The organism is Flavobacterium endoglycinae, from assembly GCF_017352115.1.
Taxonomy (GTDB): domain Bacteria; phylum Bacteroidota; class Bacteroidia; order Flavobacteriales; family Flavobacteriaceae; genus Flavobacterium; species Flavobacterium endoglycinae.
Genome location: NZ_CP071448.1, coordinates 429684 through 444204, shown reverse-complemented (window position 1 = coordinate 444204; position 14521 = coordinate 429684). Strand labels below are relative to the sequence as shown.

The window sequence follows — 14521 nt, the reverse complement described above, 5'->3', positions numbered from 1 at the left end:
CATCCAGTGTTGTTTTGTTTGCCCTTCAAATTAAGAACTGAAACAACAATAATTATCAGAACCTAAAACAGAATGTTGTTGCGTTTACTCTTCAAATTAAGAGACTAAGCAACTTTTAACCGAATCAGCTAAAAAACAAATAGCTTGTTTTTACTCTTCAAACTAAGAGCTGAAACAACATTCAATTTCTTCAGTAAAACAAAAACTTAGTTGTTATTACCCTTCAAATTAAGAACTGAAACAACGGAGCGTAGGCAATGGAGTTTTTTAGGAATGTTGTTTTTACCTTTCAAATTAAGAACTGAAACAACAGTTATTTTGTCAGCTCATTATTTTAGAGGTTACACTTTATTTTTGTCTAAAAATAAACGATTCGATAATATAAAATAGATATTTCAATGATCGATTTTTGCATTTAAATTAATTAATAATTTTTTTATTGCAAATTCGACAAACTCAAGTATAGTCTGACTATAAGTCCATTCATCATTGACCTCAATTAACGTTGTCAAATACTCCATATATTTCTTATCAATGAGTTGATTGTGAGAAAATTTGTTACGAATTAAAATCAATAAATAGCTAAGTTGAACTAGTTCTGGCTTCTCTTTAATTGTCTCTGTAGTAATTTCTTTTATAGTAACTTCATCTAATCCCAATAACCAGTCAACATCTTCTATATATGATGAATCAACAGCTTTTAAAATGCCATTTCCTACATAACATTTAAAATGTGGATTACCTTTTTGTTCAAAATCAGACGGATGGTTATGACCATTAAATCCTCTTGAACCTAAAATTTTCCTTTCAAAATCTTGAATTAATTTTAAAAGATTTTCACGTCTAATTGTTTCATATGAATTGGCTTTAAGGAATAATTCATCATCGAGCATCTGTTTCGTCCAAATTTTTTCGATATCATATTCTAGGAGTTTTTGAACCTTTGAATCCTTAAGGTAATTTTTAAATTTCCCTAAGTCTTTTAATTTAACTGCTGGTTCATGTACATTTCTATAATTAAAAGATATGGTTTTACTCCAGATAAAGCTATCTTTAATTATGTTTTGGGAAGTATCCCCTTCCTTTCTATTATTTTGTTTTAAAGCCTCTTTTTCCTTTTCTAAACGTTCATTTTGAGTTAGATAAAAGTCTTTAAGTTCTAAAGTTACATTAGTATTGAATACATTGTTATAAAGTTTTTCGGCAATCAGTTTAAGAAATAAATCTTGCGTTTTGATCCGCTTAATTCTTAAATCCTGCTTTAATTTAACTTTAGCAAACTGTTCATCTGGATTTAATTCTTTTTCATTTTTAAGCACTTCCTTATCCAATAGTCTCTCAGAATCAAACCACTCTTTATAATCGCGTTCTAAGTCATAAAATGTTTGAAATTGATGTGAAGATTCATACGTGTATCGATACCAATCTGCATATAATTCAGGACTTTCATTAACGTGTACATTCTTTATAAATGTTGGTTTGTCATCAAAAATTCCTCTTGCGAAAACCAAAGGACTCAATAAAAGTCTTTGAATTTGTTCCTGTGTAGATTCAATTTTATAAAGCCATTCTTTGAAAATTTCAAATATATGTTGCTGCTTAATAAATTGCTTTAATCTTTTGGGATCAGATTCGTAACTCAATAGATTATCAGCAATCGTTTTAAAATATCCATCTCTTCTCTTAAGCCATTCTTCATATGCTTTATCAAAACTCTTAAATTTCAACAATGTAACTTTCATCCATTCGCTAAAATCGGATTGATTTTCTTTAAAATTCCAGATTGAAGATATAATATCTACCACTTCATTAGGATTTTGATCAAATTTAGATAGCGAATGTTGAATTTGGGCAAACTGATATCCCTTCAGCTGTTCTCGATATTCTTTTGGCATAAATCTTTTTATGTCATTAGCAAACCAGGTGGCTTCAATTCCCAATTCTCGAGTTGTAAAAACGTATTTTCGTTTATGATCTCGATTCTTTGTGTCTTTTCTATTCTGAGAAATTATAGCTAGTTTTTGGTTTGTAATTTCAATCTCTCTATTTGCAGCTCTGACTATTTTTTCAGTATCGTTTCTCTCCTGTTGTGAACTTTTTCTCAGTTTCTTTGTTATAAAAGAAGTAGACAAATTTTGGGACGGTTCATAATCTTGGATTGTTTTAAATCGTTCAACTAACTTAGCCACCATTCTGTCTTCAAGAACTTCAGCTGATACATTTTTGAACAGCAATTCGTAAAGAAGTGCTGGCAGTTCATTTAAAGAAAGCATAGCAAGAGGTGCGCCAACATAAATATTTTTTTCTTTATCAATAATATTGGGATCAATAAGTTGGGCGATTTGTTCTTTGTTTAATTTATTACTTTTTCTTACTTGTTTTTGCTTTCCTTTTTCATGATCTATTTTTTCTTGTTTACGTTTCACCTCAATCAGTTTACCATAAAGTTTTCCTGCTTCTTCAACTTTACTTTTTTGTAGATTGATAAAAATCGGGATGTTATTCGCTGCTAAATTATATGATGGATTTGGAAAGATCTCCCAACCAGTTTCATCATCTGTATTTTTTTTATTTATAATATAATGAGATTTTAAATTAGAAACCTCTGTTAATCTACTGAATAGAGTTATTTTTTCTTTCACAACTCTTTCAGCCTTATAAACAGTACCCGAAATATCTTTCGTTCTGCGATCATGCACAAAATTTCCTAAGTGAATTTGGAACCGAAGTGTTGGGAAGCCTGCAAATTCATCCAAATATCGCAGGGCAAAATAGTTGAATTTATTCTCATATCGTTTTCTGATAACTGAATGAACAACCGTAGATTCTTCAAGACTTAGGTCTTCATTTCCCGTTTTAAGATATTCATTTATATCTTCAATGAAACTATTTTGCTTTTCTTTATCAAGCGTTACGTAAACTTCATTCGGGACTTTGCTTAATTCATCGATTATTTGAATCAGTAGATTTTCTTGTTGAAATTGACTCACTAATCTGTGTTTATTACCTTTGAAAGCTAGGTACGAAAATACCCAGTGCGTTGCCATAAACTTAATGCTGTTATTTAGATCATCTGATTTAATAAATTTCGCTTTAAATCCTTTAACCTTTGCTCGTAAATCCTCACTCTCTTTTTTTGTCAAAAACATGCTTAACAGAAAGAGTAATCCACTTTGTGAAATCGTGATTTCGTTTTCAGCAATACCATTAAAATTAGCACTATATGCAAGGTTGATCTGATCTTTTTTATATATGAGATGAAAAAAAGAATCGTTTAGTACGCTATTTTTTATGGATAATTCATCTAGATTAACCTTCTTTCCTTCTTTTTTCCATTGTTGTAACTGTTCTTTCTTTTGATTATAAAGGAGGCCTAAATTTGACGATAAATTCTTGCTTAGCAAATGCCTTGTTTTATCATCTTTCATTTTGTGTTTCTTAACTTCTGAAACGGTATCAAGGAATATATGGTCTAAAAAATCAAAGAACCCAGAAAATTCTAATTCAAAATTGATTTTTTTATGGTAATAGTGGCTGTAAAAGTTTCTTAGATTATTTATAGCTTTTACAAGTGCAATTAATTTTTCTCTAAAATACTCACGACTATTATTCTGTTTTTCGATGAAACCAGTAACAGGGAAATAAAGTTTTATGAAATCAAAACGAGCGTTATACTCTGCATCGGGAATAATATCGGAAAAAGATTCATTTATTAAACCGATTATATCCAATTGTTTTTTTTTATTTATAGACTCTTGCTTTTTTTTATATCTTTCTGCAAAAGCTCGAAAAACTGTATCAATATTGTTTTCTGCTAAATTTAAGAATCCACTGAAATAGTGTTTGTCTTGAAGGAGTGTATGGTCAAAATAATTTACCGTCTCTGTAGCTTTATTTTCCATAATATTAGATAGGTTAGTTAGTTAGTTAGTTAGTTAGTTAGTTAGTTAGTTAGTTAGTTAGTTAGTTAGTTAGTTAGCTTTTAAGTTTTAATCTACTCTGGTTCATGATTTCAAATATTGCATTTTATTTTTTATTTCTTATACGGAAAACCGTAAATACAATTCAACTTATATTTTGAGAATAAGAAATGTCTAGGTGTGATATGATACCCCTGTATACGTATAAAAAGTTAAAAAGGAAAAGTCATTTTAAAAAAGGCAGGGGAGTAAAGTTTTGGTAGTTTTTTTTTAAAGACTTTTAGCTTTTCTATAAACCAAATTCAAATTGAATTCAAACTAAAATTGAATAAAAAATTGCTTTTGTATTAGTAAATCAAGGATAGTAACACAACTATTTTTACCTAAATCAAATGTGATTCTGGTTTTATTTGCGGAGTTTATCAGACCAATTTCAGCACCTAAAATGGCACCTGAAAAAATAAACCTTTGTAATGTAATTGTTTACAAGGGTTTTTGTGGAGTCTCCGGCTCCACCTTTAACACCTGGTAGTCGATATAAATCTGTGCTTGATCTAAAGCGGAAATCATAACTCTTCGAACTGAGCGGGTAATTGATTAAAATTTATATGTTTTTCTATGGATATTTAAATTGTTTTGGAGTATTATAAAATAACCTTCTAAAAATAATAGAGTTTTGGTCTAATATAATTCAGAAACGCGTAAAAATCTTTTTATTTAGTACTTTTGTTTTTTCTACTCATTGCCAACTTTCTAGAAATAAATTAAGTTTATTTTGTACCATATTTGTACCATAGCCTCGTAAAGTATTGATATAAGTGGAATGTTAATTTTGAAGAAGTAAAATAATTTACTCGTAGAGACGCACAGCTGTGCGTCTCTACAATTCAATATAAAACCGAGTCAGAAATGGCTCGGTTTTTTTGCTATATTTACATTGTAATTAGAAAATAAAAGATGGAAAAGTTAATAGTTAAAAATTTTGGACCGATAAAAGAGGCAGAAATAAATTTGACTAAATATGTTGTGTTTATTGGGGATACTTCCACTGGGAAAAGTGTTTTGGCTAAGTTGATTTCTATATTTAGGGATAGTTTTGTAATATTATCACTAACTGAATCAATTAAGATAAATATTAAAACTGAATTAAAAAGATACAATATAAATTTTGATATAAATTCAAGCGAGATTAAGTATATTGATGAAGATGTAATATTATGTGAATTAGTAGGTGATGATATTGTTTTAAAAGATGAAGATTTAAAGAATAATAACCTTAAAGCTGTTAAAACTAAATTAGATAAATTAACGAATGATTCTTTTTTTTCAAAATTAATAGATTTTAACAAAGAAAATTTTTTTAAGTTTTCAATAAATCATTATTTAAAGAATAGAAATTCGACTTATGTTCCGGCAGAAAGAATTTTATTTTCTTTGGTAGGAAATTCTCTTTCTGGTCTATTAGCTAATAACGTTGCTTTACCTGAATGCTACAAGGATTTTGCTGCTAAGTATGAAGTCGCTAGAGATGAAATAAGAGAAGCGAGCTATCAGAGTTTTAATTTAGATTATTCTTATGATAAAGGAATAGATGAAGTTTTAGTTAATAATGCAAAAGTTTTATTAAGTGAGGCTTCTAGTGGTATTCAGTCTTTAATTCCTTTATTGCTTGTTATAGATTATGAAATAAAAATAAATGATGTTGATTTTAATTATAATAAAGGATTAATAGTTGAAGAACCAGAACTGAATCTATTTCCAATAAAACAAAAAAAACTGATTGATCATCTTATTTTGAAGGTAAGTAATACAAAACATAAGATTATAATGACAACTCATAGTCCATATATTCTATCGTCTTTAGATACTTTGATTCTAGCAAAAAATACTTTTGATGAACATCCAGATTTAAAAGAAGAAATAAATTCAATTGTATCAGAAAATAAATGGATCGATTATGATGATATTTCTGTGTATGAAGTACGAAACGATGGAAAAGTATATTCAATCAAAAATGAAGAATTCCGCAGTATAGATACAAATGCAATTGATGCAGTTTCAGATATAATTTCAGAAGAATTTGATAAATTAACAGAGTTACGATATGCACAATAATTTTGATGAATTAATTAAAGCAAATCAAGGTTGTTGTTCAAAAAGTAAAGTAGCTTCTGAAAATAATATGAAATTTGAAATCAATACAAATGAAGATTTTACTAGGATTGAAATTGATAATTGTCTGATTTCTTCTCAGGAACTTCAAAAATGTGATTTTGGTTTTATTAGACATTCTAACAATGAATTTTATTTTGTAGAATTAAAAGGAAAAGATGTAAAGAAAGCTTTAAGTCAAATTGAAAATACAATATCAGTTTTTGAATCGTCTATAATTAAAATTCCTAAAGAGAAAAGATTAGCATTTATAGTTAGTTCTCGAAACCCACTTTCAAGTCCGGAAACTAACAATTTGAAACAAGCATTTGCAAAGAAGTATGGTAAGCTTTTAGAAATTAAAAATAGATATTGTTCACATATACCAAAATAAACCGAATCAGAAATGACTCGGTTTTTTTGTTTGGAGCTTTTCCACAAACTGACAATTGTCATTTACCATTCAGATTCTTTTTCGTAATATTACTATTGTAAATTTTCATCAATGAGAAAGATCAAATACAAAAAAGGACGCAAGCTGCAACACATTACATTAGAGTATACTGGCGCTCACAAAGAACATGAATCCGAGATGCAGCTTTTTGTGTATAACGATGCAGATGTTGTCGAATATGATAAGTTTACCATTCTAGCTTTAAATTCTTGTTTTGATTACACCAAAAACAATTGGCTCAATATTCACGGTCTAAACGATATTAATCTCATTAAAACCATAGGATCGCATTTTAAACTGGATGATTTTTTATTGGCTGATATTTTAAATACAACCAAAAGAACAAAATTAGAAGAACAGCAGGATGTACTGTTTTTTAATATAAAATCACTGCTTCCTTCCGAATATTCAGATAACATTAGTGTAGAACAAATCAGCTTTATTCTGAAAGATGGAATCTTGATTTCTTTTCAGGAAAAACGAAGCGATTTCTTTACCCATATCCGTGAACGTATCCGTACGCATGCAGGAATTGTGAGAACCAAAAAAGTGGATTATTTGTTATATCTGCTTTTAGACGCCGTAATGGAAAATTTCTATATTACGCTGGAAGATGAAGAAGATAAAATCGAAGAATTAATCAATTTGACTAAAATGGATGCCAAACCAATTGTTTTAGAAAAAATTGAAAATCACCGTGATAACTTAAGTTTTTTAAAACGTTCTATTGTTCCGCTCCGTGATTCATTGTATTATCTTAAAACGAAAAAAGATGATGAAGATGAAAACGACTTAATTCAAAAAGAAACATTTAATTTTTTTATCAGACTTCATCAAAAAAGTTTGGAACTTTTAGAACAGATTGAATCGGACATGAGCGCATTAGAAAGCGCATCAAACTTTTATTTTTCGGAACAAAGCCGAAAAATGAACGAAATCATGAAAACGCTGACGATTATCTCAGCAATATTTATTCCACTTACTTTTATAGTAGGAGTATACGGAATGAACTTTGAAAATATGCCTGAACTTAAAACCCAAAACGGATATTTTGTAGTTATGGGTATCATGTTTTTGTTGGTAATAGCCCTAATCATATATTTCAAAAAACGACGCTGGTTTTAACTTTTGTTTGTCTATAAGGAATTTTGATTTTGTATAAATTTGTTATTTAGAATAAATATAAATAATTATGAGTAAAGCAATATATATAGCCACTAGTGACCAAAATAGTGGTAAATCAATTATAACACTCGGGTTAATGAGTATTTTAATTGGCAAAACGGCCAAAGTAGGTTATTTCAGGCCTATAATCGAAGATTTTGTAGATGGTGAGGTAGACAATCATATCGAAACTGTTTTGTCGTATTTTAACCTTGATATAGCATTTGAAGATGCGTATGCAATAACCAAAAGCAAGCTGATTAAGAAAAAGAATAAAGGAAAAATAGGAGAGGTCTTAGACACGATAATCGAAAAATATAAAAAACTCGAAGAGCGTTTTGATTTTGTTTTAGTAGAAGGAACGAGTTTTACCGGAGAAGGAACTTCTATTGAATTAGATCTAAATGTTTTAATCGCCAAAAATCTCGGTATTCCAACTATTATTGTAGGCTCAGGTGTTGGTAAAACGCTTGAAGAATTATTAGACAGTTTATATTTGGTATACGACTCTTTCAAATTAAAAGAAGTTGAAGTACTATCGGTTTTTGCCAATAAAGTACAACCTGAAAACATTGAATTGGTTACCAATAGTCTGCAGAAAACATTGCCTTCACATGTTCTGATAAATACAATTCCGTTAATATCCACTTTGAATAATCCAACCATGCAGGAAATTGTAAATGTATTGGATGCAAAAGTTTTGTTTGGAGAAAATTATCTCAATAACGAAATCGGTCATTACAGCGTTGGAGCCATGCAGCTTCATAATTATTTGGTTCACCTTCATGATAATGCCTTGGTAATTACACCAGGCGATCGTTCGGATATCATTTTAGGAGCTTTACAAGCCAATGAATCAGTAAATTACCCAACTATTTCGGGAATTATCTTAACAGGAAATATTGTTCCAGAAGAAAGTATTTTGAAACTTATCGAAGGACTTTCTGCCATTGTGCCCATTATCACGGTTGACGGCGGAACGTATCACATAACTAATAAAATTGGCTCGATAAAATCTGAGATTTATGCCAACAACACCCATAAAATTGAAACTTCAATAACCACTTTTGAAAAATACGTTAATAACGACGCTTTATCGGAAAGATTAATCACTTTTGAAGCAGAAGGTATGACACCAAAAATGTTTCAATACAACATGGTTAAAAGAGCGAAACAGCATCGAAAACATATCGTTCTTCCAGAAGGGAATGATGATAGAATTATTACTGCGGCCTCAAGATTATTGGATATGGATGTAGTTGATATTTCGATTATTGGAGATAAAAAACAAATTGAAAGTAAAGTTCTTGAACTTGGAATTACATTGGATTTTTCAAAAGTAAATATCATCAATCCGAAAGAATCGGAGCTTTATGAAGATTACGCGAATACATATTACGAGCTTAGAAAAGCCAAAAATGTAAGTATTACTATGGCAAGGGATTTAATGGAAGACGTTTCATATTTCGGAACTATGATGGTGTACAAAGGTCACGCGGACGGAATGGTTTCTGGCGCTGCGCACACTACACAACATACGATTTTGCCGGCACTTCAGTTCATTAAAACAAAACCCAATTCATCTGTAGTATCTTCTGTATTTTTTATGTGTTTAGAAGATCGAGTTTCGGTTTTTGGAGATTGTGCTATTAACCCAAATCCAACAGCAGAACAATTGGCAGAAATTGCCATTTCATCAGCTGAATCAAGTTTAGCTTTCGGAATTGAACCAAAAATTGCCATGCTTTCCTATTCTTCAGGATCATCTGGAAAAGGCGATGAAGTAGATAAAGTGAGAACAGCGACTGCAATCGTAAAAGAAAAAAGACCGGATTTAAAAATCGAAGGTCCAATTCAGTACGATGCGGCGGTAGATTTAAGCGTAGGAAAAAGCAAAATGCCAGATTCTGAAGTAGCAGGACAAGCAAGTGTATTAATTTTCCCTGATTTAAATACAGGAAATAATACGTACAAAGCCGTTCAAAGAGAAACTGGAGCTTTAGCCATCGGTCCGATGTTACAAGGTTTGAACAAACCTGTAAATGACTTAAGTCGTGGCTGTACTGTTGATGATATTATCAACACAGTAGTTATTACAGCGATCCAAGCGCAGGGAATGTAAATTCAATTACAAATTGAGAATTAAAAATTAAAAAATAGTTTGAGTTTATTAAAAACTCAGCACCTTATAAACTTAGCATCTTAGTACCTTTAAATAAAAATGAAAATACTTATCATAAACTCAGGAAGTTCTTCAATAAAATATCAATTAATGGTAATGCCGGAAAACGAAGTAATTTGTTCTGGAATGATTGACCGAATTGGTTTAGAAACTTCAAATGTAACCTTTAAAACAACAGCAGCTTCTCACGAAGAAACACTTGCGATTCCGAACCATAAAGTAGGTTTACAGAAAGTAGCCAATATGCTTTTAGACGCTGAAAAAGGCGTAATTAAATCAACTTCAGAAATAGCAGCTGTTGGACATCGTGTCGTACATGGAGGAAGCGATTTTAGTGATACCGTAAAAATTAATGATAAAGTAAAAGAAAAAATTAAGCAGCTTTTTGAATTGGCACCTTTGCATAATCCTGCCAATTTAGAAGGAATTAATGTAGCAGAAGAAATCTTCAGCTCGGCAGAACAAATTGCGGTTTTTGATACTGCTTTTCATCAAACAATGCCTGAAGTAGCTTATAAATATGCTATTCCAAATTATCTTTTAACCGAAAATAAAGTACGTGTTTACGGTTTTCACGGAACGAGTCATAAATATGTTTCTGAAAAGGCGATTAGTTACTTAAAAAACAATTCTAAAATAATTACCATTCACTTAGGAAACGGCTGTAGTATGGCAGCTATTCAAGACGGAAAATGTATTGATACCTCAATGGGATTTTCGCCTTCAAATGGTTTGATTATGGGAACTCGTGCTGGAGATATCGATCAGTCTGTTGTTTTTTACATGATTAAAAATTTAGGCTATACTCCAGATGAGGTTAATGCTGTTTTACTAAAACAAAGTGGTATGCTTGGACTTACGGGCTACAGCGATTTACGTGATATTGAAGCAGAAGCAGAAAAGGGAAATAAAGATTGTAAGCTGGCTTTGCAAATGAATGCGTATAGAATCAGAAAAACGATTGGTGCTTATGCAGCAGCTTTAAACGGTTTAGATGCTATTGTTTTTACTGCAGGAATTGGTGAAAATTCTTCTTTTATGCGTAATTTGATTTGTACTGATATGGATTATTTTGGAATTGAAATAGATGCATCAAAAAATCAAATTCGTTCTAAAGAATTACGAGAAATCAATTCTGAAAACTCTATTGTAAAAGTATTGGTTGTGCCAACAGATGAAGAATACGAAATTGCCAATCAAGTATATCATTTATTAGCCGATAAGCTTTAAAAACATCTCAAACAATGGCAACGATCATTGCAGTACTTTTGTTTTTAGTATTTCTTTTTCTTTCATTACTCCATTTTTACTGGGCTTTTGGAGGAAAGTGGGGAACTGAAGGTGTGTATCCAACTCCAGATGCTCAAACTCCGCCTCGAAATCCTGGAATACGATCTACTCTGATTGTTGCTTTTGGTTTGTTTGGTTTCAGTATTTTTTATTTAATAAAAGTCAATATCATTTTTATCGAATTACCTTTATGGCTTGAGAAATATGGACTTTGGATTTTAGCCACTATATTTATGGTACGAGCAATTGGCGATTTTAAATATCTTGGCTTTTTCAAAAAAATAAAAAATACTAAATTCGGACAAAACGATACTCGTTATTTTGCTCCTTTATGCTTTTTAATTGGTGTTCTAACATTACTGATGATCTCTTTCAGCTAAATCCAATCATGTTTTTAAAGCCGAAAATTCAATATTTGTGAGTATCTTTGGATTTAAATCCGAATATCTTGAAATCGATACTTTTAAAATCAGTTTTCTTCTTTTTCATTGCTTTTCACATTCAAGCACAAGAATTACTTCCTTTCGTTGAAAATTACAACAAATCAGATTACCAAGGTGACAACCAGATTTGGAATGTCGCGCAGGGAAAAGATAAAGCTATGTATTTTGCCAATAACCACTATCTGCTTCGGTATGATGGTGTGGTTTGGGAAAAATACGCACTTCCTAATAAAACCATTATTCGATCCATATTAATTGAAGACGACCGCATTTATTCAGGTTCGTATAAAGAATTTGGCTATTGGAAACGCGAAAATGGTAAAATGAACTATGTTTCCATTACTAAAAACCTCCGCTTATTTGACGAAAAAGACAACGAAGAAATCTGGAAGATTTTCCGATACAAAGAATCACTTTACTTTCAATCCTTTAACGACGTTTTCATTTATAATGGAAAAAATATAAAAAAAATAAAATTTCCATTTCTAATTTCGTACTGTTTTGTAGTAGATCAGGATTTGTATGTAGCTTCTGTAAATAAAGGATTGTTTAAAATGAACGGTTCTAAAATTTCAAATCCGAAAGGGTGGGATAATTTAAAAAATACAGTTGTGCATGCTGTCGAAAAGCACGATGGACAGACGTACATTTTTACACAAAAACGAGGGATTTTTATTGTCGGAAAAAATGGTTTAAAAGCATGGAATAATCCGTTAAATGAAACCTTAAAATCAAACGGAATCAATGTTGCCAAATTTATCAGAAACAATAAACTCGTTGTGGGAACTGGAAATAAAGGCGTTTTTATTTATGATTTTAAAACAAATTCCTATAAAAATATTGATAGGAATAATGTTTTAATGAACAATTCGGTTTTAAGTATTGGTTTTGATAAAGAAGAAGATTTATGGCTTGGACTCGATAACGGAATTGCCCATGTCGAGGTAAATTCACCAATTTCGTTTTTCTATGATAATTCTGGGATTTTAGGTTCTGTATATTCTGTTGCAACGACGAAGAAAGGATATCTAATTGCATCAAATCACGGAATTTTCGAATTCGATTCGGGTAATTTTAAAATGATGCCCAATACGCAGGGACAAGGCTGGAATATTACCAAAATAAATGACAAATATATTATTGGTCATAATGACGGAACTTTCTGCTATGAAAACGGAGCCTTAACCAAAATTAATAATGTAAGCGGAGGATGGAATTTCTCAAAAAGCATTATTAATGATACTTATTTTCAATCAACTTACAGCGGTATTTTGGTTTATGACGATTCTTCAGATTTTAAAAAAAGTAAAGTAATTAATGATTTTACAAAACCCATTAAATACGTAGCTCAAAATAAGAAAAACGAAATTTGGGCGGCCGATAATTATCGCGGATTGTACAGAGTATTACTTGATGATAATTACAAGACAAAGAAAATAGAAAACATTACGCAGCAAAGCAAAATTAAAAATGATTTTGGCGTTAAAATTTTCGAGTTTCGAGACGAAATCCTTTTTCTCATAAATAACGTTTGGTACACATTTAATTCGCTTTCAAATAAATTGGAAGAAAATGAATTGTTCAATTCTAATTTCAAAAACATTTCAGATGTCATTGCTATCGACAAAGATCATTTTTTAGTTCTTCAAGAGGGAATTTTATATCATATCTATGCTCATGATGGAAAATTTATCTGGAATATTATTCAAGAGAAATATTACAAAGGAAAATTAATTAATGAAAATCTGCGAATTTTTAGAAGCAACAATCATTATTTAATGAACCTTGACGATGGTTTTATTTCACTTCAGCTTGGGTACATCAACAGACAAAATAGAGGGGTAAAAGTAGAAGCTTATAATAACCATGAATTACTGCCTGATGAAGGAAAAATTAAGCACAACACCGAATTAAAAATAAACGTAATATCAGGAATTTACGGAGCAAGTAAACCTAATTTATTTTATCAGATCAATAAAGATAAAAATTACATTCCTATAACAAATGGTTCAATTGTACTAAACAATTTAGGCAGCGGTTCTCATTCTGTTGTGATTTACAAACATGATGGCGCAAACTATGATAAAGTGTCAAGTTTTGATTTTAAAGTGGCACAACCTTGGTATTTTTCATTTTGGATGATTCTGCTTTATCTTCTAGTAATTGCAGCGGTATTATTCTTCTATTATAAATGGAATAAACTTCGTTATACTCAAAAATTGAAATTACAAGCTGAAGAATTGAAGCATCAGCGTGAGATTCTGGAAATGGAATTGAAAAAAGAAAATGAATTAAATAGTCAGGAATACGAAAAACATATTTTAGAATTAGAACTTCAAACAAAATCATCAGAAGTAGCGGGTAAATCGTTATCAATTGCCAAACAAACTGAGATGATTGATAAGATTCAAAATATTTTAGATTCTGAAAAAGACTTTGGTAAGCTGAAGAGTGAAATCAAAAAAGCTATTAAGATAAATGAAGTAAATAAACATGAGTGGGAAATATTTGAAACGAATCTGAATCAAATTCACAACGAATTTATTGTAAACCTTTCTAAAAAATATCCAAACCTAACTCCAAAGGATATAAAACTATGTATTTATCTAAAAATGAATCTTTCTTCAAAGGAAATTGCCCCTATGATGAATATCTCTTTTCGAGGTGTAGAATTACACAGATATCGTCTCAGAAAGAAATTAGGACTTAATCAAGAAGAAAACCTGTCAAAGTTTTTATTAAGTCTGTAAGATTTGATTTTGTTTTTTGATGATCTTATATTTTTCGATACCATTTTTTATATAATTCCAATACATCATTACTACATCATAACGTTATGTTAATGAAATTTTCTTAACATTTAATTGTTTGATTATCAAATTTTTGTAATTATATTTTAACATAATGATGTAGCTAT

8 protein-coding genes are annotated in these 14521 nt (G+C 30.4%); 7 read left to right on the top strand and 1 reads right to left on the bottom strand.

Annotated elements, in window-relative coordinates:
• Window positions 1-395 precede the first annotated feature (395 nt).
• The gene (gene cas13b / locus J0383_RS01860; RefSeq protein WP_207296760.1) at window positions 396-3902 is read right to left on the bottom strand and encodes a type VI-B CRISPR-associated RNA-guided ribonuclease Cas13b; all 3507 of its coding nucleotides are present in this window, start codon (window positions 3900-3902) and stop codon (window positions 396-398) included.
• 975 nt (window positions 3903-4877) lie between these two features.
• On the opposite strand from cas13b, the gene J0383_RS01855 reads away from it, so the two are divergent.
• The 7 genes from J0383_RS01855 to J0383_RS01825 all read left to right on the top strand — a co-directional run bounded on the left by J0383_RS01855 (window position 4878) and on the right by J0383_RS01825 (window position 14354).
• Window positions 4878-6035 carry an AAA family ATPase gene (locus J0383_RS01855; RefSeq protein ID WP_207296759.1) on the top strand — a complete coding sequence of 386 codons (1158 nt, stop codon included), beginning with the start codon at window positions 4878-4880 and terminating at the stop codon, window positions 6033-6035.
• Complete coding sequence (locus tag J0383_RS01850; RefSeq protein ID WP_207296758.1) at window positions 6025-6465, top strand: hypothetical protein; 441 nt, start codon at window positions 6025-6027, stop codon at window positions 6463-6465. Before J0383_RS01855 ends, J0383_RS01850 begins: the two co-directional genes overlap by 11 nt.
• A gap of 111 nt (window positions 6466-6576) precedes the next feature.
• Entirely contained in the window at window positions 6577-7650 is a 1074-nt protein-coding gene (corA, locus tag J0383_RS01845; RefSeq protein ID WP_207296757.1) for a magnesium/cobalt transporter CorA, read from the top strand.
• 67 nt (window positions 7651-7717) lie between these two features.
• Window positions 7718-9811 (top strand): phosphate acetyltransferase, encoded by a 2094-nt coding sequence (gene pta, locus J0383_RS01840; protein WP_207296756.1) that lies wholly within the window; start codon window positions 7718-7720, stop codon window positions 9809-9811.
• Window positions 9812-9910: 99 nt separating this feature from the next.
• Window positions 9911-11101 (top strand): acetate/propionate family kinase, encoded by a 1191-nt coding sequence (locus J0383_RS01835; RefSeq protein ID WP_207296755.1) that lies wholly within the window; start codon window positions 9911-9913, stop codon window positions 11099-11101.
• A 14-nt stretch (window positions 11102-11115) separates the two neighbouring features.
• Window positions 11116-11541 carry a DUF3995 domain-containing protein gene (locus J0383_RS01830; protein ID WP_207296754.1) on the top strand — a complete coding sequence of 142 codons (426 nt, stop codon included), beginning with the start codon at window positions 11116-11118 and terminating at the stop codon, window positions 11539-11541.
• Between the two features lie 68 nt (window positions 11542-11609).
• Window positions 11610-14354, top strand: coding sequence for a helix-turn-helix and ligand-binding sensor domain-containing protein (locus tag J0383_RS01825; protein WP_207296753.1), 2745 nt, complete (start codon window positions 11610-11612; stop codon window positions 14352-14354).
• Window positions 14355-14521 lie beyond the last annotated feature (167 nt).

What these genes read in the sequence shown, in the direction of transcription:
- cas13b (WP_207296760.1), bottom strand. Translation starts at nt 3,902, where the DNA reads ATGGAAAATAAAGCTACAGAGACGGTAAATTATTTTGACCATACACTC.
- J0383_RS01855 (WP_207296759.1), top strand. Translation starts at nt 4,878, where the DNA reads ATGGAAAAGTTAATAGTTAAAAATTTTGGACCGATAAAAGAGGCAGAA.
- J0383_RS01850 (WP_207296758.1), top strand. Translation starts at nt 6,025, where the DNA reads ATGCACAATAATTTTGATGAATTAATTAAAGCAAATCAAGGTTGTTGT.
- corA (WP_207296757.1), top strand. Translation starts at nt 6,577, where the DNA reads ATGAGAAAGATCAAATACAAAAAAGGACGCAAGCTGCAACACATTACA.
- pta (WP_207296756.1), top strand. Translation starts at nt 7,718, where the DNA reads ATGAGTAAAGCAATATATATAGCCACTAGTGACCAAAATAGTGGTAAA.
- J0383_RS01835 (WP_207296755.1), top strand. Translation starts at nt 9,911, where the DNA reads ATGAAAATACTTATCATAAACTCAGGAAGTTCTTCAATAAAATATCAA.
- J0383_RS01830 (WP_207296754.1), top strand. Translation starts at nt 11,116, where the DNA reads ATGGCAACGATCATTGCAGTACTTTTGTTTTTAGTATTTCTTTTTCTT.